General features: G+C 72.5%; 26 protein-coding genes. 10 read left to right on the top strand and 16 right to left on the bottom strand.

Features of this window, described 5'->3' with window-relative positions; genetic code table 11:
* Positions 1-14: 14 nt before the first annotated feature.
* The gene (locus ASD33_RS22495) at positions 15-719 is read left to right on the top strand and encodes an MBL fold metallo-hydrolase (RefSeq protein ID WP_056564515.1); all 705 of its coding nucleotides are present in this window, start codon (positions 15-17) and stop codon (positions 717-719) included.
* 153 nt (positions 720-872) lie between these two features.
* Here ASD33_RS22495 and ASD33_RS22490 read toward each other — a convergent pair whose 3' ends face one another.
* Positions 873-1907, bottom strand: a complete 1035-nt coding sequence (locus tag ASD33_RS22490; RefSeq protein WP_056563408.1) for an NUDIX hydrolase — start codon at positions 1905-1907, stop codon at positions 873-875.
* A gap of 145 nt (positions 1908-2052) precedes the next feature.
* Between ASD33_RS22490 and ASD33_RS22485 the strand changes: the two genes are divergently transcribed.
* A complete protein-coding gene (locus tag ASD33_RS22485; RefSeq protein ID WP_056563404.1) occupies positions 2053-2235 on the top strand; it encodes a hypothetical protein in 183 nt (60 codons plus the stop codon).
* Between the two features lie 125 nt (positions 2236-2360).
* On the opposite strand, the gene ASD33_RS22480 is transcribed toward ASD33_RS22485, so the two are convergent.
* Positions 2361-3416, bottom strand: coding sequence for an ROK family protein (locus ASD33_RS22480; RefSeq protein ID WP_079044951.1), 1056 nt, complete (start codon positions 3414-3416; stop codon positions 2361-2363).
* 185 nt (positions 3417-3601) lie between these two features.
* Between ASD33_RS22480 and ASD33_RS22475 the strand changes: the two genes are divergently transcribed.
* Positions 3602-4630: a LacI family DNA-binding transcriptional regulator gene (locus tag ASD33_RS22475; RefSeq protein WP_056563401.1), complete on the top strand. Its 1029-nt coding sequence runs from the start codon at positions 3602-3604 to the stop codon at positions 4628-4630.
* 41 nt (positions 4631-4671) lie between these two features.
* On the opposite strand, the gene ASD33_RS22470 is transcribed toward ASD33_RS22475, so the two are convergent.
* The 6 genes from ASD33_RS22470 to ASD33_RS22445 all read right to left on the bottom strand — a co-directional run bounded on the left by ASD33_RS22470 (position 4672) and on the right by ASD33_RS22445 (position 11368).
* Positions 4672-6723: a serine/threonine-protein kinase gene (locus tag ASD33_RS22470; RefSeq protein ID WP_056563398.1), complete on the bottom strand. Its 2052-nt coding sequence runs from the start codon at positions 6721-6723 to the stop codon at positions 4672-4674.
* A 116-nt stretch (positions 6724-6839) separates the two neighbouring features.
* Positions 6840-8129, bottom strand: a complete 1290-nt coding sequence (locus ASD33_RS22465) for an aldolase/citrate lyase family protein (protein WP_056563396.1) — start codon at positions 8127-8129, stop codon at positions 6840-6842.
* Between the two features lie 153 nt (positions 8130-8282).
* Complete coding sequence (locus ASD33_RS22460) at positions 8283-9245, bottom strand: electron transfer flavoprotein subunit alpha/FixB family protein (protein WP_056563394.1); 963 nt, start codon at positions 9243-9245, stop codon at positions 8283-8285.
* Between the two features lie 89 nt (positions 9246-9334).
* On the bottom strand, positions 9335-10120 hold the full coding sequence (locus ASD33_RS22455; RefSeq protein WP_079044950.1) for an electron transfer flavoprotein subunit beta/FixA family protein: 786 nt from the start codon (positions 10118-10120) through the stop codon (positions 9335-9337).
* Positions 10121-10319: 199 nt separating this feature from the next.
* Positions 10320-10850 carry a flavin reductase family protein gene (locus tag ASD33_RS22450; RefSeq protein WP_056564511.1) on the bottom strand — a complete coding sequence of 177 codons (531 nt, stop codon included), beginning with the start codon at positions 10848-10850 and terminating at the stop codon, positions 10320-10322.
* 197 nt (positions 10851-11047) lie between these two features.
* On the bottom strand, positions 11048-11368 hold the full coding sequence (locus ASD33_RS22445) for a thioredoxin family protein (RefSeq protein WP_242427219.1): 321 nt from the start codon (positions 11366-11368) through the stop codon (positions 11048-11050).
* A gap of 252 nt (positions 11369-11620) precedes the next feature.
* Here ASD33_RS22445 and ASD33_RS22440 point away from each other — a divergent pair, with 252 nt between their 5' ends.
* A complete protein-coding gene (locus ASD33_RS22440; protein ID WP_056563386.1) occupies positions 11621-12343 on the top strand; it encodes a lysophospholipid acyltransferase family protein in 723 nt (240 codons plus the stop codon).
* Between the two features lie 170 nt (positions 12344-12513).
* Here ASD33_RS22440 and ASD33_RS22435 read toward each other — a convergent pair whose 3' ends face one another.
* The 6 genes from ASD33_RS22435 to ASD33_RS22410 form a co-directional block, all read right to left on the bottom strand.
* Complete coding sequence (locus tag ASD33_RS22435) at positions 12514-13206, bottom strand: phenylalanine--tRNA ligase beta subunit-related protein (RefSeq protein ID WP_056563383.1); 693 nt, start codon at positions 13204-13206, stop codon at positions 12514-12516.
* Between the two features lie 26 nt (positions 13207-13232).
* On the bottom strand, positions 13233-13832 hold the full coding sequence (locus ASD33_RS22430) for a transglutaminase family protein (RefSeq protein ID WP_056563381.1): 600 nt from the start codon (positions 13830-13832) through the stop codon (positions 13233-13235).
* Positions 13833-13919: 87 nt separating this feature from the next.
* A complete protein-coding gene (locus ASD33_RS22425) occupies positions 13920-14999 on the bottom strand; it encodes a low specificity L-threonine aldolase (RefSeq protein ID WP_056563378.1) in 1080 nt (359 codons plus the stop codon).
* On the bottom strand, positions 14996-15757 hold the full coding sequence (locus tag ASD33_RS22420) for an SDR family oxidoreductase (RefSeq protein ID WP_056563375.1): 762 nt from the start codon (positions 15755-15757) through the stop codon (positions 14996-14998). Before ASD33_RS22420 ends, ASD33_RS22425 begins: the two co-directional genes overlap by 4 nt.
* Positions 15758-15792: 35 nt before the next feature.
* Entirely contained in the window at positions 15793-17199 is a 1407-nt protein-coding gene (locus tag ASD33_RS22415; RefSeq protein ID WP_056563372.1) for a DUF6421 family protein, read from the bottom strand.
* Between the two features lie 178 nt (positions 17200-17377).
* Positions 17378-17929: a GNAT family N-acetyltransferase gene (locus tag ASD33_RS22410; protein ID WP_056563370.1), complete on the bottom strand. Its 552-nt coding sequence runs from the start codon at positions 17927-17929 to the stop codon at positions 17378-17380.
* A gap of 172 nt (positions 17930-18101) precedes the next feature.
* On the opposite strand from ASD33_RS22410, the gene ASD33_RS22405 reads away from it, so the two are divergent.
* The 4 genes from ASD33_RS22405 to ASD33_RS22390 all read left to right on the top strand — a co-directional run bounded on the left by ASD33_RS22405 (position 18102) and on the right by ASD33_RS22390 (position 21401).
* The gene (locus tag ASD33_RS22405; RefSeq protein ID WP_056563366.1) at positions 18102-18728 is read left to right on the top strand and encodes a DUF5134 domain-containing protein; all 627 of its coding nucleotides are present in this window, start codon (positions 18102-18104) and stop codon (positions 18726-18728) included.
* A gap of 162 nt (positions 18729-18890) precedes the next feature.
* Positions 18891-19826 carry a M56 family metallopeptidase gene (locus ASD33_RS22400; protein ID WP_056563363.1) on the top strand — a complete coding sequence of 312 codons (936 nt, stop codon included), beginning with the start codon at positions 18891-18893 and terminating at the stop codon, positions 19824-19826.
* A 99-nt stretch (positions 19827-19925) separates the two neighbouring features.
* Entirely contained in the window at positions 19926-20600 is a 675-nt protein-coding gene (locus ASD33_RS22395) for a phosphatase PAP2 family protein (protein ID WP_056563359.1), read from the top strand.
* 129 nt (positions 20601-20729) lie between these two features.
* Positions 20730-21401 carry a TetR/AcrR family transcriptional regulator gene (locus ASD33_RS22390; protein WP_056563356.1) on the top strand — a complete coding sequence of 224 codons (672 nt, stop codon included), beginning with the start codon at positions 20730-20732 and terminating at the stop codon, positions 21399-21401.
* On the opposite strand, the gene ASD33_RS22385 is transcribed toward ASD33_RS22390, so the two are convergent.
* Positions 21380-22915 (bottom strand): hypothetical protein, encoded by a 1536-nt coding sequence (locus ASD33_RS22385; protein ID WP_056563353.1) that lies wholly within the window; start codon positions 22913-22915, stop codon positions 21380-21382. The genes ASD33_RS22390 and ASD33_RS22385 overlap by 22 nt on opposite strands.
* 176 nt (positions 22916-23091) lie before the next feature.
* On the opposite strand from ASD33_RS22385, the gene ASD33_RS22380 reads away from it, so the two are divergent.
* A complete protein-coding gene (locus ASD33_RS22380) occupies positions 23092-23742 on the top strand; it encodes a DUF305 domain-containing protein (RefSeq protein WP_056563350.1) in 651 nt (216 codons plus the stop codon).
* Between the two features lie 95 nt (positions 23743-23837).
* On the opposite strand, the gene ASD33_RS22375 is transcribed toward ASD33_RS22380, so the two are convergent.
* Positions 23838-24188: a helix-turn-helix domain-containing protein gene (locus ASD33_RS22375; protein ID WP_056563347.1), complete on the bottom strand. Its 351-nt coding sequence runs from the start codon at positions 24186-24188 to the stop codon at positions 23838-23840.
* A gap of 124 nt (positions 24189-24312) precedes the next feature.
* Here ASD33_RS22375 and ASD33_RS22370 point away from each other — a divergent pair, with 124 nt between their 5' ends.
* The gene (locus ASD33_RS22370) at positions 24313-25395 is read left to right on the top strand and encodes an NADH:flavin oxidoreductase/NADH oxidase (RefSeq protein WP_056563344.1); all 1083 of its coding nucleotides are present in this window, start codon (positions 24313-24315) and stop codon (positions 25393-25395) included.
* The last annotated feature ends 98 nt before the right edge of the window (positions 25396-25493 follow it).

Here is a 25493-nt window from a genome sequence, read left to right as displayed (position 1 = left end):
GCCGTATGGCATCCATCGAACTGACGCGGATCACCCCTCGGTTGCACCTCCTCGACTACTCCATCGGCCAGGCGTACGTGTGGCAGGACGGGGAGGAACTGACGCTGATCGACGCCGGGTGGGCCGGCATGGCGGACGAGACGGCGGCGGCGATCCGGGCGGCCGGCCTGGACCCGGACCGGCTGCGCCGGATCGTGCTGACCCACTGCCACCGCGACCACGTGGGCTCGGCCCAGGAGCTCGCGGACCGGCACGGGGCGGAGATCCTCGCGCACCGGCTGGACGCGCCGGTGATCCGGGGCGAGGCCCCGGTCCCGGAGCCGGACCTCCTCGACTGGGAGCGTCCGATCTTCGAGCACGGGGTGACCTCGCCGGAAGCGCCGCCGACCCGGGTCGACCGGGAGGTCGAGGACGGCGAGGAGCTCGGCTTCGGCGACGGGGCCGTGGTGGTCCACGGTCCGGGCCACACCCCCGGCTCGATCGCCGTCCATCTGCCGCGCCACGGCGTGCTGTTCGCCGGGGACACGGTGGCTTCGGTGCCGGACGTGATGTTCGGCGTCCTGCACGTCGACCGTCCGCTCGCCCTGGAGTCGATGCGGCGCCTCGCGAAGCTGGCTCCGTCGGTGCTGTGCTGCGGGCACGGGGCACCGGTGACCTCGGACACGGCGGAACGGCTCGCGGCGGCGGCTGAGGCGGCCCGGGCTCAGGGCCTGTCGTAGGGGTTCTGCCGTAGGGCTCAAGCCGTAAGGGTTCCGCCGCAGGAGTCTTTCCGTAGGGGGTGACCCCTGGAGGTCGGTCTCAGAGGTCGGCCCGGGAGGTCAGCCTCACGTAGCGACCGTCGGGTGGCGGCCTCAGGGGGCACCCCTTGGGGGTCAGCCGACCGGGACGCCCGCCTCCAGGTTGAGGACCGTGCCGCGTTCGCGGGCGCGCAGGGCCCAGCGGAGGCGGCGGTAGCGGACGGGCGGCAGGAGGTCGGCGGCCTCCTCCTCGGTGACGAAGCGCCAGCCGCGGAGTTCGGCGCCGGGCAGATGGAGGCGCGCGGTGTCGGCCGCGTCGAGCCTGCCACCGTCGAAGAGCAGGCGCAGTCCTCCGTAGCCGGGGGGCTGCGGGCGTTCCCAGTCGACGAGCAGCAGGCGGGGTACGGCGTCGAGTTCGAGGCCTATCTCCTCGGCCACCTCGCGCATGCCCGCGCGGGCCGGTGGTTCGCCGGCCTCGACGACGCCGCCGGGGAACTCCCACCCCGGTTTGTAGGTGGGGTCGACGAGGAGGAAGCGGTCCTGCTCGTCGAAGAGCAGGACTCCGGCGGCGAGGGTCTCGCCCGTCGGCTCGGGGGTCTGGACGATGCCGCAGGGAGCGGCCAGGCCGGACCGGACCGCGTCGGCGACGGACCGGGCGGCCTCGGTGACGGTGAGCGCCGAGGTGTCGAGGACGTAGGCGTCGCGGGTGAGCCACTCCGCCGCGGCGCGGTAGGGCGCGAGGTGCGCGTGGCTCCACTCCCGGACGCGGGCGTCGGTCTCGGGGTCGCCGTACTCGGCCCGTCCGTCGATCCGTTGCCGCAGGATCGTTTCCTCCGGAGCGAGCAGGACGTGGCGCACCTCGATGCGGCGAGCGGCGAGCCCGCCGAAGATCTCGTCCCGGTACTCCTGGCGCAGCAGCGTCATCGGAACGATCAGGACGCCGCCGACCTCGGCGAGCAGGGCGGCGGCGGTGTCCACCACCAGGCGCCGCCAGATCGGCAGGTCCTGGTAGTCCTCGACCTCCGCGAGCCGCTTGGCCGGCAGGAGCCGGCGCAGTCCTCCTCCGGTGACCTCGGGGTCGTACAGCGTGCTGTTCGGGATCAGATCGACCAGTTCGCGTGCGGTTCCGGACTTCCCCGCGCCGAACGCACCGTTGATCCAGACGATCACGATTCCCCCTCTTGGATAGCCCACAGTGGCTTGCCCGCAACACCCTGCCACGGAAACCCACGAACACATGTCCCGGATTCTCGGCATGTGCGTGACACTTTCGGGCCGCCGTCGTTGAGTTCCGCAAGCACGAGGGGGTGCGGAGATGAGTCGTACGGTTCTCGAACGTTTTCCGGCCGGCGGCCCGCGGGGCAGCTGGCCGGCGGAGGAGTTCGCCGGGGCGCGGCGTGACGAGGGAGTGCCGGCCCGGGTCGTGATGGACCTGGAGTCGGACGCCTTCCTGGTGATCGTCGAACAGCGGGCGCCGGAGCGGTCACGGGAGGGGTGAGACGGACGCGGAGGGCACCGGCGGCCGGAAGGCGCCGCCTTCGAGCGGCCCGGTGTACCAAAAGGCCCGGCGTGCCAACAGGTAAGTCGTGCCAAGAGGTACGTCGCGCCACGAGGCCCGACCCGTCAGGAAGCCCGGCCCGCCCAAGACTCTCCGCCGTGCGCCGCGCCCGCCGCCGCTGCCGCGCCGAGCAGGCCCGCGTCCGTGCCCGTGACGGCCGCGACGACGGTCAGGTCCTTGACGAAGGAGAGCGTGGCGTAGTCGGCGAGGGCGCGCCGGAGCGGGGCGAAGAGGACCTCGCCCGCGCCCGCGACCCCGCCGCCGACCACCGCGATGTCGATCTCGACGAGGGCCGCCGTGGCGGCGATGCCCGCCGCCAGGGCCTGCGCCGCGCGTGCGAAGCCGGCGACGGCGACCGGGTCGCCGGCGTGCGCGGCGGCGGCCACCGCGGCGGCGGAGACGTCGCCGTCGGGTCCCGGCCGCCAGCCGTTGTCCAGGGCGCGGCGGGCCAGGTGCGGGCCGCTGGCGACGCGTTCGACGCAGCCGCGTCCGCCGCAGGCGCAGGGGTCTCCGTCCATGTCCACCACGATGTGGCCGATGTGACCGGCGTTGCCGGTGGGGCCGGGGTGGAGGCGGCCGCCGAGGACCAGACCGCCTCCGACGCCCGTGGAGACCACGAGGCACAGGGCGTTGTCGTGGCCCCGGGCGGCCCCGAGCCAGTGTTCGGCGGCCGTCATGGCGACGCCGTCACCGACCAGCGTGACCGGGCGCCCGCCCGTCGCCCGGTGGACCCGCTCGACCAGGGGGAAGTCGCGCCAGCCGGGGATGTTGACCGGGCTGACGGTCCCCCGGTGCGCGTCGACGGGACCGGCGCTGCCGATGCCGACGGCCCCGGCGGCCGCCCACAGAGGGGAGCCGGAGAGTTCGGTCAGTACGTCATCGACCGCCCGCATCACCGTCTCGCCGTCCCCACGCGCGGGCGTGGGCCGTTGCGCGCGGACCCGGATGCGGCCCCCGGCGTCGACCAGGGCGCCCGCGATCTTGGTGCCCCCGATGTCGAGGGCGACGACGAGACCGTCGACAGAGACCAGGCTCTGGGCGGGAGCCCGGCCGGGGTCGCCGGCGGAGACCGGACCGTCGGCGGAGCCCCCGTCCGGGACCGTGGCGGGATCGGTCTGCATGGGCGCGGGGTCTCCAGTCGGCGGCGGGCGGACGCGGGGCGATGTCCGTGTCGCGGGGGGCGTTCCGTACAGTCTCCCCCGGCATGACAACGTTGTCCACACTCTATGCTTCGGCCAGTGACACGATCGGACGACGCCCTGCTCAAGGGCGCCCGAGCCCGCCCCCGACGGAGGAACCGCGCACCGTGGCCGACATCGCCCGCCACTCCGAGCACCGCTACGGCACCCGGCCCACGATGAAGGACGTCGCCGCGCGCGCGGGTGTCGGCCTGAAGACGGTGTCCCGGGTCGTGAACGGCGAACCGGGGGTCACCCCGGACACCGAGCGCCGGGTCCGGGAGGCCATCGAGGTCCTCGGTTTCCGCCGCAACGACAGCGCGCGCGTGCTGCGCAAGGGCCGTACCGCGACCGTCGGTCTCGTCCTCGAGGACCTCGCCGACCCGTTCTACGGGCCGCTCAGCCGGGCGGTCGAGGAGGTCGCGCGGGCGCACGGGGCACTGCTCATCAACGGGTCCAGCGCCGAGGACCCGGACCGGGAGCAGGAGTTGGCGCTCGCCCTGTGCGCGCGCCGGGTCGACGGCCTGATCGTCATCCCCGCCGGTGACGACCACCGCTATCTGGAGCCGGAGATCAGGGCGGGCGTCGCCACCGTCTTCGTCGACCGCCCGGCGGGGCTGATCGAGGCCGACGCCGTCCTCTCCGACAGCTTCGGCGGGGCGCGCGACGGCGTGGCGCACCTGATCGCGCACGGCCACCGGCGGATCGGCTTCATCGGCGACCGTCCGCGCATCCACACCTCGGCCGAGCGACTGCGCGGCTACCGCGCGGCGATGGAGGACGCGGGCCTCCCGGTCCGGGAGGAGTGGGTCGCGGCGGGCTCCACCGATCCGGAGCGGGTGAGCACGGCGGTGCGGGAGTTGCTGGCGGCGCCGGAACCCGTGACGGCCCTGTTCGCGGGGAACAACCGGGTCACCGTCACGGTGGTGCGGGCGCTCGCCGGGCACCCCCGGCCGGTCGCCCTGGTCGGCTTCGACGACATCGAGCTGGCCGATCTGCTCGGCATCACGGTCGTCGCGCAGGACGCCGCCGCACTCGGCCGGACGGCGGCGGAGCGCCTGTTCCGGCGGCTCGACGGGATCGACGGGGCGCCGGAGCGGGTGGTCCTCGGCACGACGCTCCTCGCCCGTGGCTCGGGCGAGATCACACCGCGCTGAGGGCGGCGGAAGTACCGCCGCCCCCCCTGCCGGCCGGGGCCTCAGCAGACGCGCAGGCCGTCCACCGGGCCGCCGCCCGCGCCGCCCGACAGGTGCAGGACGCTGAGGTAGACGTTGGTGTTGCCGCTGTCGTCGTCCGTCCTGGCGAACCAGCGGCTGGTGCGTCCGCCGTACGTCTCGCTCCGGTCCAGGTCGACCTGGCAGAAGAACGCGTGCGGGCCCGCTCCGACCGTGCCCATCTCCCCGCCGTCGTAGCGGGTGCTCGTGGCGCTCCGTACGACCTGGCAGGTGGCCGAGGAACCGGCCGGCGCGCAGCCCGTGGCGGGCGGCGGCGGCTCGGTGGTGGGCGCGGCCGTGCCGCCGCCTCCGGACGGGGCTCCCGTCGTGGGCGTACCGGTGCCAGGGGTGCGGGGCGCGGCCGTCCCGCCGCCGTGCCCGTCGGATCCGGCCACGGTTCCCGTGCCCGGGCCGCCGGTCTCCGTACCGCCGGAGTCCGGGTCCGATGCCGGGTCCGTACGGTCGGGGTCGGGGCGGCCGGTGCCGTCGGCCGAGCCGGAGGGGGCGGGCCCCGAGGGGTCCCCCGGGGAGGGCGAGGCGGCGCCGCTCGACCGTCCCGGCGACGGTACGCCGCTGGTCCCCGGGTCCAGTGCGCGGCCCTGGTCGCCCCCGGCGGCGCCCCGGTCGCTGCCGCCCGGCGTCCCGTCCGAGGCCGCGACCGCGGAGTCCCGGTCCATGAAGGCGTATGTGAGCCCGCCGCCGGCCAGCAGGACGGCGGCCACGGAGGCGGCGACCAGCACGTTCCCCCGGCGGGGCTTCGCCCCGGCCCGCCGGGTGGCACGCGCCTCCGCACGGCCGCCCGTGCCCGTGCCCGCGCCTCCGTCGGTACGCACGGGCGGCACGGGGACGGCCGGCCCGAAGGCCCCGCCGAGCGGCGCGGCGGCGGGCGCCGGGGACGCCGCCGGGCCCACGCCGACCTCGGCGTACGGATTCGGCTCCACAGAACCGCCGAAGGGGCCCGGCTCCGGGGAACTCCCGTACGGTCTCGGATTCAGGGAACCCCCGTACGGGCCCGGCGCGGCGGAACCTCCGTAGGGGCCCGGCGCAGGCGCCTCCGTAGCAGGCGCTTCCCAAGCAGGCGCCTCCGTAGCGAGCACTTCCCGAGCGGGCGCCTCCAGGTCGGGCGTCGCCGAAGCCGGCGTCGCCGGCGCGGCCCCCTCCCCCACAGGTACTCCCACCGCAGGCGCCCCCTGGGTCCCTTCCCCCTCCCCCACCGCCGCCAGCAGCCGCGCCGCCTCGCGGGCCGTCGGACGGGCGGCCGGGTCCTTGTCCAGGAGGCGGAGCAGGACCGGGGCGAGCGGTCCGGAGCGGCGGGGTTCCGGGAGGGGCTCGGTGACGATGGCCGCGAGCGTCGACCAGGTCGACGTACGCCGGAAGGGCGAGGCGCCCTCGACGGCGGCGTACAGGGTCGCGCCCAGCGCCCACACGTCGGAGGCGGGGCCCGGGTCCTGGCCCCTGGCCCGCTCGGGGGCGAGGTAGTCGAGGGAGCCGACGATCTCGCCGCTGCGGGTCAGATGGGTCGCGGAGCCGTCGCCCGGGTCCTCCATCGTGGCGATGCCGAAGTCGGTGAGGACGATCCGGCCCGACCTGTCGAGCAGGATGTTGCCCGGCTTCACGTCCCGGTGGAGCACGCCCACGTCGTGCGCGGCGGCGAGGGCTTCCAGGACGTGGGCGCCGATCCGGGCCGCCTCGGCCGGGTCGAGGGCGCCGCGGGTGCCGAGGACGTCGTCGAGGGAGGGTCCGTCGACGAGTTCCATGACGATGACGGGCCGGCCCTCGTGTTCGGTGACGTCGTGGACGGCGACGACCCCGGGGTGGCGGACGCGGGCGGCGGCGCGCGCCTCGCGGGTCATCCGCAGGCGGAGATCGGCCAGTTCGGGTGCGGCCGCGTCCGTGTAGGTGCGGAGTTCCTTGACGGCGACCTCACGGCCGAGGACCTCGTCGACGGCCTGCCAGACGACTCCCATGCCGCCGCGTCCGAGCTGGCGCACCACTCTGTACCGGCCCGCGAGCCGTTCGTTCTCCCCCGATGACACCGATGCCCCGTTCCCCTGTCGAGCACATGCGCGGACCGCGCGTGAACTCGTACAGGGTACGGGGCAGTTGGCTGGTTCGAGACCATGGTCCGATCAGCTCGGGACGGCTTTCTCCGCTACTCGGCGGAGGCGGTGAGGTCGCCTCGGCGCGGGGCGGCGAACCGGTCGAGCGCGGCGCGGTTCATCCCGGTGAGCGCGTCGACCTCGGCGGTGTCGAGGGCTCCGCAGTCGATGCCGCGCAGCAGGTAGGAGCTGAGGGCCTTGGCGGTGGCGGGCTCGTCCATGACGTCGCCGCCGGCGTGGTTGGCGTACGCGGAGAGCCGCTTGGCGGCGGCCTCGAAGCCCTCGCGGTAGAAGGCGAAGACGGCGGCGTAGCGGGTGGGGATGTGGCCGGGGTGCATGTCCCAGCCCTGGTAGTAGGCGCGGGCGAGGGCGCGGCGGGTGAGGCCGTAGTGCAGGCGCCAGGCCTCGTGGACGTGCTGGGTGGTCCCGACGGGGAGGACGTTGGTGGAGCCGTCGGAGACGCGGACGCCGGTGCCGGCGGCGGCGACCTGCATGATCGCCTTGGCGTGGTCGGCGGCGGGGTGGTCGCTGGCCTGGTAGGCGGCGGAGACGCCGAGGCAGGCGCTGTAGTCGAAGGTTCCGTAGTGCAGTCCGGTGGCGCGGCCCTCGGCGGCGCCGATCATGCGGGCGACGGCGGCGGTGCCGTCGGTGGCGAGGATGGACTGGCTGGTCTCGATCTGGATCTCGAAGCCGAGGCGGCCGGCGTCGAGGCCGTGAGCCTTCTCGAAGGCCTCCAGGAGGCGGACGAAGGCGGTGACCTGCTCGGGGTAGGTGACCTTGGGGAGGGTGAGGACGAGGCCGTCGGGGAGGCCGCCGTTCTCCAGGAGGCCGGTGAGGAAGACGTCGGTGGTGCGGATGCCCCGGTCGCGTACGGCGGACTCCATGCACTTCATCCGGATGCCCATGTACGGGGCGGCCGTGCCGTTCCGGTACGCCTCGGAGATCAGCCGGGCGGCGCGGGCCGCGTCCTGGTCCTCGTCGGCGCCCGCGTAGCCGTCCTCGAAGTCGACCCGGAGGTCCTCGACGGGCTCGCGCTCCAACTTGGCCCGCACGCGGCCGTAGACGTCCTCGGCGAGGTCGTCGGAGAGGCCGAGGACGGCGGCGAAGGAGGCGGCGTCGGGGGCGTGCTCGTCGAGGGCGGCGAGGGCCCGGTCACCCCAGGAGCGGATGGTTCCGGCGTCGAAGACGTTGCCGGGTACGTAGACGGTGTGGACGGGCTGGCGGGTGCCGGGGTCTCCCGGGTAGCGGCGGTCCAGCTCCGCGTCCACCGCTGCGAGGGAGGCACTGATGCCCTCGCTGACCGCGCCCGCGAGGCTCGTCGACACCTTCTCCTGCTGACCCATCCTGCATCCTCCTGTTTTCCGCTGCACGGAATCAACAATCCGTATAGCGAAGTTAGTAGGCCGTCGGGACCTGAGTCAATGGTTGTCCGAAACGACCGGGGGCCGCACGGCGAGTGATCACCGTGCGGCCCCCGGGCCCGACAGAACCGCAGGTCAGCCCTTGCGGGTCCGGACCTCTTCGGTCAGCTGCGGGACGACGTCGAACAGGTCGCCCACGACGCCGTAGTCGACGAGGTCGAAGATCGGCGCCTCGGCGTCCTTGTTGATCGCGACGATCGTCTTCGAGGTCTGCATGCCCGCGCGGTGCTGGATCGCGCCGGAGATGCCGGAGGCGATGTACAGCTGCGGCGAGACCGACTTGCCGGTCTGGCCGACCTGGTTGGAGTGCGGGTACCAGCCGGCGTCGACGGCGGCGCGCGAGGCGCCGACGGCGGCACCGAGCGAGTCGGCGAGCGCCTCGATGATCGCGAAGTTCTCGGCACCGTTGACACCGCGGCCACCGGAGACCACGATCGCGGCCTCGGTCAGCTCCGGGCGGCCGGTCGACTCGCGCGGGGTGCGGCCGACGACCTTGGTGCCGTGCGCCTGCTCCGAGAAGGAGACGGCCAGGGCCTCGACGGCGCCGGCGGCCGGGGCGGCCTCCACGGGGGCCGAGTTCGGCTTGACCGTGATGACCGGGGTGCCCTTGGAGACACGGGACTTGGTGGTGAAGGAGGCGGCGAACGCGGACTGCGTCGCGACCGGGCCCTCGTCACCGGCCTCCAGGTCCACGGCGTCGGTGATGATGCCGGAGCCGATGCGGACCGCGAGGCGGGCCGCGATCTCCTTGCCCTCGGCGGAGGACGGGACGAGCACGGCGGCCGGGGACACGGCCTCGTAGGCGGCCTGGAGGGCCTCGACCTTCGGGACGACGAGGTACTCGGTGAACTCGGGGGCGTCGGCGGTGAGGACCTTCACGGCACCGTGCTCGGCGAGCGCGGCGGCGGTGTCGGCGGCGCCGTTGCCGAGGGCGACGGCGACCGGGTCACCGAGGCGGCGGGCGAGGGTCAGCAGCTCCAGGGTGGGCTTGCGGACGGCTCCGTCGACGTGGTCGACGTAGACGAGAATCTCAGCCATGGGACTTCAATCTCCTGCGAACGGAAAGGGGGCGGTCTGGTGGCTCTGCGCGAGCCCGCCGGTCCCGGGGCCGCGCCCCGGGGAATCGGCTAGATGAACTTCTGGCTCGCGAGGAACCCGGCCAGCTGCTTGCCGCCCTCGCCCTCGTCCTTGACGATCGTGCCGGCGGTGCGCGCCGGACGCTCGGCGGCGGAGTCGACCGCCGTCCAGGAGCCCTCCAGGCCCACTTCCTCGGCCTCGATGCCCAGGTCGGAGAGGTCCAGGGACTCCACCGGCTTCTTCTTGGCGGCCATGATGCCCTTGAAGGAGGGGTAGCGCGCCTCGCCCGACTGGTCGGTCACGGACACGACCGCCGGGAGGGAGGCCTCCAGCTGCTCGGAGGCGGTGTCGCCGTCACGGCGGCCGGTGACCTTGCCACCTTCGATCTTGACCTCGGAGAGCAGCGTGACCTGCGGGACGCCCAGGCGCTCGGCCAGGATCGCCGGGAGGACACCCATGGTGCCGTCGGTGGAGGCCATGCCGGCGATGACGACGTCGTAGCCGGTCTTCTCGATCGCCTTGGCGAGCACCAGCGAGGTGCCCATGACGTCGGTGCCGTGCAGGTCGTCGTCCTCGACGTGGACCGCCTTGTCGGCGCCCATGGAGAGCGCCTTGCGCAGCGCGTCCTTGGCGTCCTCGGGGCCGACCGTGAGCACGGTGACCTCGGCGTCGTCGGCCTCTTCGGCGATTTGCAGGGCCTGCTCGACCGCGTACTCGTCGAGCTCCGACAGCAGGCCGTCGACGTCGTCGCGGTCGACGGTCAGGTCATCGGCGAAGTGCCGGTCGCCAGTGGCGTCGGGCACGTACTTCACACAGACAACGATCCTCAAGCTCACGCCGGCTCTCCTACTGCATCGTCATAACTGGGCTGCCTTGTTGCTCGCAGCATAGGCGCCTGAAGGGCGGGTTTCCGGTCGGGGCGCCGGACGCCCCGACCGAAATATTACTCGCCAGTACACCCAGTTTGTTACCAGTGAGCAAGCGCTCAGGCGTGTGATCTGGCCCATGCGCGGAGAGCGGCGCGCAGGGGAACTCTCAGTCGCGCAGCGCGTTGAAGCGGCCGTGGTGGTAGAGGAGCGGCCGGCCGGCGCCGTCCGGGTCCCCGGCGACCGCCTGCGCGATGACGATCCGGTGGTCCCCGGCGGGCACCCGGGCCACCACGCGGCACACCAGCCAGGCGAGCACGCCGTCGAGCACGGGTACGCCCTCGGGCCCCACGCTCCAGCGGGTCCCCTCGCCGAAGCGGTCGGCGCCGCTGCGCGCGAAGGTGGCGGCCAGGTCCTCCTGGTGCTCGCCGAGTATGTGCACGCCGATGTGCTCGGCCTCGGCGAGGACGGGCCAGCTGGAGGAGGAGGTGCCCACCCCGAAGGAGATGAGCGGGGGCTCGGCGGCGACGGAGTTGAGCGAGGTCGCGGTGAAGCCGACGGGGCGCTCGCCGTGCGCGGTGACGACCGCGACACCGGCCGCGTGGCGGCGGAAGACGGAGCGGAGCAGATCCGGAGAGGCCTGGCGGGGTGCGCCGATCGTGGGAACCGTACGGGGGCGGAGGTCCTGCGAAACCGTCATGGAGTTGTCCTTCTGCGAGGGCGGCATGGGAGAGGTCCGGGGGTCGTCAGACACCCGGACAGCGCGCGCTCGCGTTGCGGGCCAGGTCCACATGGGTCCGGCCGTAGAGAAGGAGTTCTGGGGGCACTCCGTCAGGGTGACGATCGTTGCCGCGTGCAGTCAAGTGCGTACCGGGATGTGGGAGAAGTGTCACGGCGTCAGACCGCGCGCCCCAGGGCGGCGATGACGTCGGCCCTGCGGGGCTGCCCGGACGCCCTGCGGACGACCCGGCCCGCGCGGTCCAGGACGAGGACCGTGGGGGTGCGCTCGACGCCCAGTTCACGTACGAGATCGAGCCGTTCCTCGGCGTCGATCTCCACGTGCCCGACGCCCGGCACCATGGCGGCGACCTCGGCCAGGGTGCGGCGGGTGGCCCGGCAGGGCTGGCAGAAGGCGGTGGAGAACTGGACGAGGGTGGCGCGCTCCCCCAGCGGGGCGCCGAGCACCTCGGATCCGAGCACATCGGTCACTCGTGTCACCTGCTGTCGCCGCCTTCTCTTCCCGTCGCGTCCGGACGTCCGTTCCGGCCCTGTCGTCAGGTGCAGCGTCGCACGGCGGCGTTCGATTCCCGCCACGGCCACCGCGAGTGACGAGAATCTCCCTGTACGAAGCCGCCTGGACTGGTCACGGCGGCCCACATGGGGCACGATCTGCCCAAAGCCGAAAACCTACGGCCGCGTAACTTCCGCCGGGAGAGCCCTCCCCAGGCACAGAAGAAGGGTTCCCCCCAGATGGCAGAGCTCGTGTATCGGCCGGTCATCGGCGCCGCGTTGACCTTGTTCAAGGCGCTCGACCTGAAGATCGACACGCAGGGTTCGGAGCACATCCCGCGCACCGGCGGCGCCGTGCTCGTCAGCAACCACATCAGCTATCTGGACTTCATCTTCACGGGCCTGGCCGCGCTCCCGCAGAAGCGCCTGGTGCGCTTCATGGCGAAGGACTCGGTCTTCCGGCACAAGGTCTCGGGACCGCTCATGCGCGGCATGAAGCACATCCCGGTGGACCGCGCGGCCGGCGAGCACGCCTACAAGCACGCGCTCGAATCGCTCCGGGCCGGCGAGATCATCGGCGTCTTCCCCGAGGCGACCATCTCCCAGTCGTTCACCCTCAAGGGCTTCAAGACGGGTGCCGCGCGCCTCGCGCAGGAGGCGGGCGTCCCGCTGATCCCGATGGCGCTCTGGGGCACGCAGCGCATCTGGACCAAGGGCCGGCCCCGCAACTTCAAGCGCAGCCACATCCCGGTGACGATCCGTGTCGGCGAGCCCGTGGAGGCCCCCGCCGACCAGTACGCGGGCGCCATCACGCGGCGGCTGCGCGAGCGCTGCCAGGAGCTCCTGGAGGCCGCGCAGCGCGCCTACCCGGTGCGCCCCAAGGACGCGGGTGACACGTGGTGGGTGCCCGCGCACCTCGGCGGTACGGCTCCGACGCCGGCCCAGGTCAAGGAAGCGGGCTGACGGCAGCGCGCGAGCGCGCACGCCACCGTTCGAACGAAGAACCGTTACTGCGGGCCCCCGGGCGCCCCGGAGGGCGGACCCGGCGCCGCCGGACCCTGCGACCGCCGGACCCTGCGACCGCCGGACCCTGCGACCGCCGGACCCGGCGACCTCAGGGTCCGGCGCCGCCGTCACTCCGGGTCCCGCACGGTGATCCGAGCCCCCGGGCTCAGCTCCTCCAGGGACGCGGCCAGCTCGGCCCCCGCGGCGGTCAGCTCGTCCCGGGTCATCGGGGCGAGCGCCTCCAGCAGGAAGACGGCGTCGGCCGTGTCGTCGTCGATCCGGGTGCGCGGGCCCTGACGCCAGTTCCAGCGGCGGCAGGTGACGCCCTCCTCGTCGCACCAGACGATCTCCCCCGGTTCCGGGTGCTCCACCGTCTCCACCCCGCCGGCCGTGGTGACGAAGGGCTCGTCACCGACGGCCCTGACCAGGCGCATGGCGCCCCGGATCCTGCCCAGGTCCTCGCCGCCGACCGGGATCAGATGGGCGACGCTGACCGCGTTGTAGGCGTCGACGAGGCGGTTGATGCGGGGCAGCCCGCCGTCCGCGAGCGCGCGCCTGGCCAGCGCTTCCGCCGAGTTGCGGGTACGGGAGGGCTTGGCGCCGAACGCGGTGTACGCGGCGCGCCAGGCGGCGATGTGCGGGTCCTGGTCGGGGGCCCGGCCGCCGAGGCGCTCGGCCAGCCGCCGCGCGGCCTCGTCGAGCAGGGCCGAGCTGGTCTCGTCGCTGGGCCCGTTGACCAGCCCGTGGGCCTCGATCACCAGTGAGGTGAAGCCGGGTACGAGGGTGCGCACCTCGTCGGAGACAGTCAGGGTGAGGGTCATGGTCCGCCGTTCGCCGGTGTCCGGGGTCAGAGCTCCGTGGGGAGCGTCCGCCAGAGGTACGGCCGGTCGGGTGCCGCGCGGAGCGCGTCCAGAACGGCCGGGTGTGGTTCAGTGTAGAGCACTGGATAGTCCACTTCATTGAACTTCGGACGTACGGTCCAGGCCAGCCGCTCTTCCCCCAGCGAGAACCGGGCGTCGACGCCGGGCTTGTTCCCGCGTACGTCCTGCCGGGCCCAGGACCGCTCCCCGGGCAGCAGGAGGGCCACGAGGCCGTGGATCACCGGGTTCGAGCCGTCGTCGTCCGCCAGGCGCTGATAGCAGAGGGCGGCCGGGATGCCGCGGGCCCGCAGGAGCGCGGCGTACGCGATCGACTTGGCGTAGCAGATGCCGGTGCGCAGCTCCAGGACGTCGGAGGCGCGCCAGGTGACGCGGAGGTCGCCCGAGTCCTGGGAGTGCGGGACGGTGTCGCGGACGTGGCGGTAGGCCGCCTCGGCGTATGCGTATGCGTCGAGGTGCGTGTCGGCGAGGCGGTCCACGACGGCCCGGACCACCGGGTGTTCATGGTCGACGGCTTCGCTCGCGGCCAGGTAGGCCGTGATGTCGGGGTCCCGCTGGACGAGTTCCATGCGGGTGGAGCGTACGGAAACGGCCGGACGGTAGTCAATGACTTTCCGTCCGGCCGTATATTCATGCCGCCTTGCGAGCGCTTGCGCTCAGCGGGCCAGTTCTTCCTTCAGCGCCTGGAGGAAGGCGTCGACGTCGTCCTCCGTGGTGTCGAAGGCGCACATCCAGCGGACGTCGCCGGCCTTCTCGTCCCAGAAGTAGAAGCGGAAGCGCTCCTGGAGGCGTCGGGTCACGTCGTGCGGGAGGCGGGCGAAGACCGCGTTGGCCTGCACCGGGTAGAGGATCTCCACCCCGTCGACCTCGCGCACCCCGGCCGCGAGGCGCTGGGCCATCGCGTTGGCGTGGCGGGCGTTGCGCAGCCACAGGTCCTTCGCGAGAAGGGCCTCCAGCTGCACCGACACGAAGCGCATCTTCGACGCGAGCTGCATGGACAGCTTGCGCAGGTGCTTCATGTGGCTGACCGCGTCGGGGTTGAGCACGACGACGGCCTCGCCGAAGAGCATGCCGTTCTTGGTGCCGCCGTACGAGATGACGTCGACGCCCACCGCGTTGGTGAACGCGCGCATCGGCACGTCGAGCGAGGCGGCGGCGTTGGCTATCCGGGCCCCGTCGAGGTGGACCTTCATGCCCATGGAGTGGGCGTGCTCGACGATCGCGCGGATCTCGTCCACCGTGTAGACGGTGCCCAGCTCCGTGTTCTGGGTGATCGAGACGACCTGCGGCATCGCCCGGTGCTCGTCCTCCCAGCCCCAGGCCTGCCGGTCGATCAGCTCGGGGGTGAGCTTGCCGTCCGGGGTCGGCACGGTGAGCAGCTTGAGGCCGCCCATCCGCTCCGGGGCACCGCCCTCGTCCACGTTGATGTGCGCGGACTCGGCGCAGATCACGGCGCCCCAGCGGTCGGTGAGCGCCTGGAGGGCGGTCACGTTGGCGCCGGTGCCGTTGAAGACGGGGAAGGCTTCGGCGGTGGGGCCGAAGTGGCTGTGCATGATCCGCTGGAGGTGCTCGGTGTACTGGTCCTCGCCGTAGGCGACCTGGTGGCCGTCGTTGGCGAGGGCGAGCGCAGCGAGGACCTCGGGGTGGGCGCCGGCGTAGTTGTCGCTGGCGAACCCCCGGACCGACGGGTCGTGGTGACGACGCGCGTCGGTCCGGGGTCCGAGGGCCGCTGTCACGGCTTGGGGGTCAGCCACAGACGCTGTCCATTCACTTCCTGGGCGGGCTTGTCCCAGAGCCCGGCGATCTCCACGGCCAGGTCCTTCACGTCGGTGAAGCCCGCGAACTTCGCGTTGGGGCGTTCGGCGCGCATGGCGTCGTGCACCAGTGCCTTGATCACCAGGATCGCAGCCGCCGCCTGCGGGCCGTCGTCGCCCCCCAGCTTGCGGAACGAGTCCGCCATGGCGAGGGTCCAGGCCTCCGCTGCGGCCTTGCCCGCGTTGTACGCGGCGTTGTTGGCCAGCGGCTTGTGCGCGCCGACCTGGCTGATCAGCGCGTAGCGGCCACGGCCGCCGGCACGCAGCAGTCCGTCGTGGAAGGCGAGGGAGGTGTGCTGGACGGTGCGGATGAGGAGCTTCTCCAGGAAGTCCCAGTCCCCGAGGTCCGTCTCGGTGAAGGAGGCGCTGCCGCGCCAGCCGCCGACGAGGTGGACCAGGCCGTCGATCCGGCCGAACTCCTTCTCCGTCTTGGCGGCCCAGTCGCGCGTGGCCTCCAGATCGAGGAGGTCGACGGTGTCACCGATGACCTTGGCTCCGCCGTGTGCGTAGCGGGCGGCGTCGACGGCCTCCGCGAGGCGCGCCGGGTTCGCGTCGGACGCGACCACGGTCGCGCCCGCCTCGGCGAGCCGCAGCAGGGTCGCGCGGCCCGCGGGGCCGGCCGCTCCGGCGACCGCGATGACGGCGCCGTCGAGCGGCCCGCCGTTTCCGTTGGCGTTCATGGGCGACGCCTCCTCCGTGTCCTCGGTTCGCGCGCTCACGCGGCGGCCCGCTCGGTCCGCGAGACGTCGGCGGCGGTGATCCCCTTCGTGTCGGCGATCACGCCCTTCAGCTTCTTGGCAAGGGCCTCGAAGAACATGCTGAGCGGAAACTCGTCCGGAAGCACGTCGTCGACGAGCTTGCGGGGCGGCAGGGAGAGGTCGAGGGCGTCGGGGCCCTTGGCCCACTTCGATCCCGGGTGCGGGGCGAGGTAGGTGGAGACCAGCTCGTAGGCCTTGAACCAGTGGACCAGCTTCGGGCGGTCGATGCCGTCGCGGTACAGGGTCTCGATCTCGGCGCAGAGCTGGTTGGTGACCTCGGGGGCCCGCTGCCAGTCGATCTTCAGCGTGTTGTCCGTCCAGCGCACCACGTCGTTCTTGTGGAGGTACGCGAAGAGGAGCTGGCCGCCGAGACCGTCGTAGTTGCGGTTCCGGTCGCCGGAGAGCGGGAAGCGGAACATGCGGTCGAAGAGGACGGCGTACTGCACGTCACGGCCGTGCGCGTTGCCCTCGGCCTCCAGCTTCACGGCCTCCTTGAAGGCGGTGAGGTCGCAGCGGAGCTCTTCGAGCCCGTACATCCAGAACGGCTGGCGCTGCTTGATCATGAAGGGGTCGAAGGGCAGGTCGCCGTGGCTGTGGGTGCGGTCGTGGACCATGTCCCAGAGCACGAAGGCCTGCTCGCAGCGGGTCTGGTCGCCGACCATCGCGGCGATGTCCTCGGGCAGCTCGATGCCCAGGGTGTCGACGGCGGCCTCGGTGACCTTGCGGAAGCGCGCGGCCTCGCGGTCGCAGAAGATGCCGCCCCAGGTGAAGCGCTCGGGGGCCTCGCGGACGGCGATGGTCTCCGGGAAGAGCACGGCCGAGTTGGTGTCGTACCCGGCGGTGAAGTCCTCGAAGGTGATGCCGCAGAAGAGCGGGTTGTCGTAGCGGGTGCGCTCCAGCTCGGAGAGCCACTCCGGCCACACCATGCGGAGCACGACGGCTTCGAGGTTGCGGTCCGGGTTGCCGTTCTGCGTGTACATGGGGAACAGCACGAGGTGCTGGAGCCCGTCCACGCGGTCGGCGGCCGGCTGGAAGGCGAGCAGCGAGTCCAGGAAGTCCGGGACGGCGAAGCCGCCCTCGGACCAGGCGCGCAGGTCGGAGACGAGGGCCTGGTGGTAGGGGCCGTCGTGCGGGACGAGCGGGGAGAGCTGCTCGACCGCGGCGGTCACGCGGTCGAGGGTCAGCTCGGCCAGGGAGCGGGCGGGCGCGCCCTCGCGCTCGAAGTCGATGGAGCCGTCCGCGCTCTGCCAGACGCGGATCTCCTCCACGGCATTCTTGAGCTCGGGCCAAGCGGGGTGGTCGATCACCCGGGCGTCGGTGGATATCCCCCCACCGGTCACGTCCTGCACAAGAATTTCCGTCATGCCTCTTCCTCCACAGGAGAACCTCGCGTCAAGACACCGTAACCATTCACGGTTCTTCACCACAAGGGGAGGCAAGAGAAATTATCCTGCGCGACCCCCCTGTCGACAGAAGTTTTTCCTGTCGGCCAGGGTTGAAGCCACCCTTCCGCCACACGGTCCGGCCCGGCGGGGCCCGGCCTCAGCCCAGCGGCTTGACCAGCAGCTCGAACTCCAGGTCGTCGCGCTGGGGCACCCCGAAGCGCTCGTCGCCGTACGGGAACGGGGTCGTCCGCCCGGTACGCCGGTAGCCGCGCCGCTCGTACCAGGCGATCAGCTCCTCGCGTACGGAGATCACCGTCATGTGCATCTCGCTCACGTCCCAGGCCTCGCGCACCCGGCGCTCGGCCTCCGCGATGATCAGCTTGCCGAGGCCGGCGCCCTGGAGTTCGGGACGGACCGCGAACATGCCGAAGTACGCCGCCTCGCCCCGGTGCTCCAGCTGGCAGCAGGCGACGATCCCGCCGTCGCGCTCGACGACCAGGAGGCGGCTGCCGGGCGTGGTGATGACGGCGGCCACGCCCTCGGGGTCGGTGCGCTGCCCCTGGAGGATGTCCGCCTCCGTGGTCCAGCCGCCCCGGCTCGCGTCGCCCCGGTAGGCCGACTCGACGAGCGGGACGAGGGCCGGGACGTCGTCCAGGACCGCCTCCCGGTAGCTGATCCTGCCGGTCTCGTGCGGCGTGGCGGTGTCCATGTGAACGGGGCTCCCCTCGGGCGCTGGGCGATCGTCGTGCGCGATCGTGCCGAGCCTAACGCGACCCGTTCACTCCCCTTCGTACGCCTGTGCGCGCCTGTGCGCCCGCGTGTGCACGTCCGGCGGCGGGCATGCCTCCGGGGAGGTGACGGCATCGAGGGGGAGGTGTGCCGTGCACGGACCGGCCCTGTCCGGGTGGTTGATGGTCGCGCTGTGCGTGGCGACGGGGGTGTACTGCCTGCTGCGGATGCGGGCGTGCGCCGGGGAGGAGCGGCGCGCGGCGGGCGGCGAGGCCGTCATGGGCTTCGGCATGGCGGCGATGGCGCTGCCGGCGGCGGTGCTCTCGCCGCCGGAGTGGAGCTGGGCGGTCTACGCGGCGGTGTTCGGCGGGGCGACCCTGCACGCCCTGGTGGCGGTCCGGCGCGGCCGTCACCATCTGCACCACCTGGTCGGCTCGCTCGCCATGGTCTACATGGCGGTCGCGATGGCCTCGGCCGGGACGGGGGCGCACGCGGGGCACACGGCGGGCACCGCGGGCGGCATACCCGTCCTCACGGGCGGGCTGCTCCTCTATTACGGGGTGTACGTGCTCCACGCGGGGGCGAGACTCGTGCCCGTGGTGGCGCCGACGGGAGTGGGCGGTGGGCCGGTGGCGGCGGGAGCCGGCGGAGGGCCGGGGCCCGTGGCGGCGGTGACCGTCGGCGGTCCGGGGCCGGCCTGGGCGACGCGGCCGGAGCTGACGCTCGCCTGCCGTCTGGCGATGGCCCTGGCGATGCTGGGCATGCTGCTGACCGTGTGAGGGCGTCACGGCGCCGGGCAGGCCGCGCGCCGCGCGCCCCACGGCACGGAGGCGTGCCGAGGGGTGCCGAGGGACGCCGTGCGGGCAACGAAACCGTGGCGTACGTCACTTGGCTCGCGAGGCCGTACCCCCGACCCGTATCCCGCTCATAGGGTGACGCCCATGTGGGTCTCCCTCGCGCTGTTCCTGCTCGGCCTCCTGACCGCCCTCGCGGCCCCCCGGCTGCTGTCCCGGGCCGACTGGGTGGAGCGAGAACCCGTGGTGGCCCTCTGGGTCTGGCAGTGCGTGGTCGCCGCCGTGCTGCTGAGCTTCGCGCTCTCCATGACGTTCAGCGCGTCGACCGCCTGGCAGGCCGTCCGGGGGCAGGTCTTCGCCCCCGCGCCGCGCGCGGTGGTCGACGCCTACGAGCTGGGGACGACCGGGCCGTGGTCCGCGGTGCTCGCGGTGGCCCTGGCGGCCGGCGGGGTGTGGACCGGCGCGATGCTGGGCCGGGAGATCGGAGCGGCCCGCGCCCGGCGGCGGCAGCGGCGCTGCGAACTCCTGGTCCGCGCCCCCCTGCTGCCCGGGGAACAGCCGGGCGGCGAGCGCCTCGTGGTTCTGGAGGGCGAGCGGGCGGACGTCTGGTGGATGCCGGGGACCACACCCCGGCTGGTCATCACCACGGCGGCGCTGCGGCGGCTCAAGGGGCGCCAGCTGGATGCCGTCCTGGCGCACGAGCAGGGGCACGCGCGGGCCCGGCACGACTGGCTGCTGCACTGCTCCGGGGCGCTGGCCGCCGGATTCCCGGGCATCCCGGTGTTCGCCGCCTTCCGCGGGGAGATGCACCGGCTGATCGAGCTGGCCGCCGACGACGTGGCCTCGCGCCGCTTCGGACGGCTGACGATCGCGCTCGCGCTCGTCGAACTCAACGAGGACCGGGGGGTGTTCGGGCCGGCGTCCGGCCCGCACGCGGACCTTCCGCTGCGAGTGAACCGACTGCTCACCGCCGCGCCCCGGCTCACGGCAGGACGTCGGCTCCGGCTGACGGCCGCCGCGTCCCTGGTGCCGGTGGTCCCGGTGCTCGTGGCGTTCGTGCCCGCGCTCAGCGCGCTGGGATAGCGGCCGATGGCGGCACCGGTCCCGGCCGGGCTCCGCGCCGCGGCGCGCGGGGACCGGGGGGAAGATCACCCGGGACGGAACGTCGGGCAGGATCGACCCATGCGCACCTCCGCCGCGGTCACCGGAGTCCTGGCCGTCCTCCTGCTCGTGCTCGTCGCCGTCGGCTGGGCTCCACTGCTCTCCTTCGACCGGTCGGTCGCCGAGGCGCTCCACCGGCACGCCGTGGCCCATCCCGGCTTCACCCATGTGAACCGCGTCCTCAGCGACTGGGTGTGGGACCCGTGGGCGATGCGCGCCCTGGCCGCCGTGACCGCGGCGCTGCTGTGGTGGCGGCGGGAGCGGCGCCTCGCCCTGTGGGTGGTGGGGACCAGCCTGCTGGCCGCGGGGCTCCAGCAGGCCCTGAAGGCGCTGGTGGGGCGGGACAGGCCGCACTGGGTCGATCCGATCGACTCGGCGCGGTACGCCGCGTTCCCCTCGGGGCACGCGATGACGGCCATGGTGACCTGCGGGCTGCTGCTCTGGGTCGTCTCGCTGCACTGGCGGGACGAGTGGCGCGGCTGGGGCACGCTCGCCGGCGCCGCGGTCGTGTCGGTCCTGGGGGTGGGGTGGACACGGGTCTACCTGGGCGTGCACTGGCCCTCGGACGTGCTCGGGGGCTGGCTGTTCGGCTGGTGCTGCGTGGCCGTGGCGGTCCTCACGTACCGCTGGAGCGAGCGGCGGGACGGGCACACGGATCCCGCCGACGACGGGAGCAGAATGGGAGAGGAACGATGAAGCCGCCTGTTCTGGACGATCCCCCGTGTCGCCCAGAACAGACGGCATCCCCGGCGGTATGCCACACGGGCATACCGACGGGATGCGCCGAGTATATTGGCCGGCAGCCAGTCAACGCAGGAGTCCAGCATGTCCCCGCGTAGCCCATCGGTCAATGAAGAGCTTCGCCGCAGGTCACGCGAGCGCATTCTGCAGGCCACCGTGGAGCTGGTCGACACCCGCGGCTACGAGGCGACCACCCTCGGTGACATCGCGGAGCGGGCGGGTACGGCGCGGGGTCTGATCTCGTACTACTTCCCCGGCAAGCGGCAGCTGCTGCAGGCGGCGGTGCACCGGCTGATGCACCTCACGCTGGAGGAGGCGCTGGAGCGGGAGCCGCGCACGGAGGACGGCCGGGAGCGGCTGGCCCGCGCGATCGACGCGATCCTGGGCCTGGCCGCGGCGCGCCCCACGCTGATGCGGACGCACATGGCGGGCATCCTGCAGGCCGAGGGCTTCGTGCAGTGCGAGGAGCAGCAGCGGCTCGCGTTCCTGCTGCGGGACACGGTCACGCGGTACGGCTCCGAGGACGTGGACACCGACTATCCGCTGCTGCGCGCCCTGCTGATGGGGGCGGTGGTGGCGGTGCTGCTGCCGGGCGCGGGGATGCCGATCGCGCGGCTGCGGTCGGAGCTGTTCCACCGCTACGGGCTGGACTGGGACGCGGGCGTGCCGCCGGACGGGGGTCCGCCCGACGGCAGGCCGTGGCTCAGGCCGTCAGCGGGCCTTCAGGGGCCCGGTCAGTCGTCGAAGTCGAAGTAGTCCGGCTGCGTCTGGACGTTGAGCTCGTCCATCCGGATCCGCTTCGCGGGGTCGGTCCGACGGTCGGAGAGCTTCAGGACGTCGAAGCCCTTGGCGATGTCGTTGGAGTAGATGTAGCCGTTGTAGTAGTACGCGGACCAGGAACCGCCGGTCGTCATGGTGGTGGCGGACAGCGGGCCGCGCTCGAAGTAGGCGATCTCCTTGGGCTTGGCCGAGTCGGTGAAGTCCCAGACGGAGACGCCGCCCTGGTACCAGGCCTGGACCATGAGGTCCTTGCCCTTGACCGGGATCAGCGAGCCGTTGTGGGCGACGCAGTTCTCGGTGTCGGCCTGGTGGCGCGGGATCTTGAAGTAGCTGCGGAAGACGAGCTTGCTCTTCTTGCCCTTGCCGGCGATGTCGTAGATGCCGTCGGCACCGCGGTTGGGGCCGACCTCGGCGTTGCAGGTGGCCGCGCCGCCGCCGCCGAGCTCGTCGGTGAAGACGACCTTGTTCGCCTTCTGGTTGAAGGTGGCGGAGTGCCAGAACGCGAAGTTGACGTTGTCCTGGACCTGGTCGATCACCTTCGGGTGCTCGGGGTCCTCGATGTCGAAGAGGATGCCGTCACCCATGCAGGCACCGGCGGCGAGGTTCTTCTCCGGCAGCACGGTGATGTCGTGGCAGCCCGTGGTCTTGGAGACGCCCGGGTTGGTGGGTCCGCCCGGGTTGCCGCCGCCGTCCGGGCCCTCGCCCGGGAAGAGGACGGGGAAGTTGACGATCGCGGCCTTCTCGGGCGCCTTGCGGGGCACCTTGATGACCGAGATGCCGTCGTGCGGGGGCTGGCAGTCCGGGAAGGCGGCGTTGGGCGAGTACGAGGAGACGTAGACGTACACGTCCTTGCGCTTCGGCACCAGGGTGTGGGTGTGCGAACCGCAGGCGGTCTCGACGGCGGCGACGTACTTCGGGTTGGCGATGTCGCTGATGTCGAAGATCTTCATGCCCTCCCAGGATTCCTTGACCGAGGCGGGCTGCGTGGTGCTGGCGCAGGAGTTGTCGCTCCGGGAGGAGTCCGTCGACAGGAACAGCAGGTTCCCGGAGACGGAGATGTCGTTCTGGGAGCCGGGGCAGAGGACCTGGGCGACGGTCTTCGGTGCCTTCGGGTTGCTGATGTCGTAGATCCGGAAGCCGTCGTAGTTGCCGGCGAAGGCGTACTTGCCCTGGAACGCCAGGTCCGTGTTGAGGCTCTGGAGGGCGTCCTTGGGGATGTTCGCGAGGTGCTCGATGTTCGAGCTGTGGACGATCTCGTCCACGCCGGGTATCTCGCCGCTCTGGATGGCGGAGCGCGCGTCGGCCGCCTGCTGCGAGGTGACCTTGCCCTGTACGAGGGCGTCTCCCGGGTCGGGGGTGGCGGCCGCGGGGCCGGTCGTGAGCAGTGTGGCCAGCAGCCCGGCCGCGGCGGATGCCACGCCCAGGCGTCTGATCCGAGCACGCGGGTCACGCGTGATGGATGGGGTACGCGGGGTACGCAACGAAGTCACTCCGTCCTCCCTGGTATCCGTTCATCATTGAACGGGTGTTGGACCCCGGCAGTATCTTCCTTGCCGTGCACATCTCAACAGATGGCAACACAGACGTAATGAAGGTTTTTGATCGGTCACCCCGAGAAAAGTGCTAGGAACGGTCACTGTCCCCGCAAGAACACCTGGAGGTCGCGTTGTTGATCCGCCGTCAGCGTGCCGTCGTCGCCGTGGCCCTGTCCGCCGTCGCCGTACTCGCCCTGGCCGCCTGCGAGTCGGCCCCCGACGAGGGAACCCCGCAGGCCGCGGCGTCGAAGGGGAAGACGGTGGTGGCGCCCGGGAAGCCGGGTGAACCGGCCCGGCGGATATCCCCGGAGGAGGCCGCGCGCCTGCTCCCCGACGAGAGCCCCAACGGAGCGGACTTCCGCTACGCGCAGATGATGATCGTGCACCACAGGCAGGCCCTCACCATGACGGCCCTCGCCCCGGACCGGGCGGGCTCCCTCCAGGTGAAGAAGGTCGCCGAACGGATCGCGGCGGCGCAGAAGCCGGAGATCGGCGCGATGGAAGGTTGGCTGAAAACCAACGGTGGCCCGCGCGAACAGACGGGTCACGACCACCACTCGATGCCGGGCATGGCGACCGAGGCCCAGCTGAAGGAGCTGGGTGCGGCGAAGGGCAAGGCCTTCGACGCGCTGTTCCTGAAGCTGATGATCACGCACCACGAGGGCGCGGTGACGATGGCGGCCGAGGTGCTGACCGAGGGGAACAACGTCCTCGTGGAGGAGATGGCGAACGACGTGATCGCCCAGCAGACCTCGGAGATCAACCGGATGCGGTCACTGTAGGACCGGTGCGGGCGGTCCGACCGCCCGCACCCCCTTCGCCTCAGCCGGCCGCGTCCGCCACCGCATCACCGACGCCTCCGACCCGAAGGCGACCGCTAGACCGCGCCCTCGCGGGCCGCCTGGGCGGCGACCGCCGTGAGCACCTTGTCGAGGAGGCCGGGGAAGAGGGCGTCCAGGTCCTCGCGGCGCAGGGAGTTGAGCTTCGCCGTGCCCTGGTACGTCTGCCGGATGACGCCGCCCTCGCGGAGCACGCGGAAGTGGTGGGTCGTCGTGGACTTGGTCACCGGGAGGTCGAAGTACGAGCAGCTCAGTTCGACGTCCTCGCGCGCCATCTCCCGCACGATCTGCAGGCGCACGGGATCCGCGAGCGCGTGGAGCACCGCTTCCAGGCGGATCCGGTCACGCGCGGGGTGTTCCAGCTCGCGGGGGCTGGTGGTCGTCGTCATGGCGGCGGCTCCACTTCTTCCGGGGTACCGCTCATTGTACGAGGACTCTCGTAGTTTGACAGATCTCGTACTACGAGGGTTATCGTAGTAGCGTCCTTCCAGGCACCCCGAAACGGAGTCCGTCATGAGCGTCACCCTGTTCGAGCCCTACACCCTGCGGTCCCTGACCGTGCCCAACCGGGTCTGGATGGCGCCCATGTGCCAGTACTCCGCCGAGATGACCGGCCCGAACGCGGGCGTCGCCACGGACTGGCACTTCGCCCACTACGCCTCCCGCGCCACCGGCGGCGCCGGGCTCATCCTCGTGGAGGCCACCGCCGTCGCCCCCGAGGGGCGCATCAGCCCGGCGGACCTCGGTCTCTGGAACGACACCCAGACCGAGAGCCTGCGGCGGATCGCCGGCTTCCTCAAGGAGCACGGCACCGTGCCCGGCATCCAGATCGGCCACGCCGGACGCAAGGCCTCGACCAAGCGCCCCTGGGAGGGCCGCGGTCCGGTGCCCGAGGGCGGTCCCGGCTGGCAGCCCGTCGCCCCCAGCCCCGTCGAGTTCGCCGAGGGCCACCCGGTGCCGACCGAGTTGACCGTGGAGCGGATCCGGGAGATCACCGGCCTGTTCGCGGACGCGGCCCGCCGCGCCCTCGACGCCGGCTTCCAGGTCGTCGAGGTGCACGGCGCGCACGGTTACCTCATCGGCGAGTTCCTCTCCCCGCACAGCAACCGGCGCACCGACGAGTACGGCGGGTCCTTCGAGAACCGGACCCGGTTCGCCCTCGAGGTCGTCGACGCCGTCCGGGCGGTCTGGCCCGAGGAACTCCCCGTCTTCTTCCGGATCTCGGCCACCGACTGGCTGGAGGATCAGGGCTGGACGCCCGACGAGACCGTACGGTTCGCCGCGCTGCTCCGTGAGCACGGCATCGACCTCCTCGACGTCTCCAGCGGCGGCAACGGCGGCCCCGCCCAGATCCCGCTGAGCCCCGGCTACCAGGTGCCCTTCGCCGCCCGCGTCAAGGCGGAGACCGGACTGCCGGTGGCCGCCGTCGGTCTGATCACCGAGAGCGAGCAGGCCGAGAAGATCGTCGCCAACGGCGAGGCGGACGCCGTCCTGCTCGGCCGCGAGCTGCTGCGCGACGCCTCCTGGCCCCGCCGCGCCGCCCGCGAACTCGGCGCCGAGACCCACGCCCCGTCGCAGTACGCCTGGGCCATCTGAACCCGGGCGTCCGGCGGGGGACGCGGGCCGGGGGCGGCGCGCGGGAGTGTCCGGGGGCCGTTGTCAGTGGCCGGGTGCAGACTGGCCCGTATCCGCGA

The sequence above is a fragment of the Streptomyces sp. Root1304 genome (assembly GCF_001426405.1).
Lineage (GTDB): Bacteria > Actinomycetota > Actinomycetes > Streptomycetales > Streptomycetaceae > Streptomyces.
This window is presented reverse-complemented; position numbering and strand designations above follow the sequence as displayed.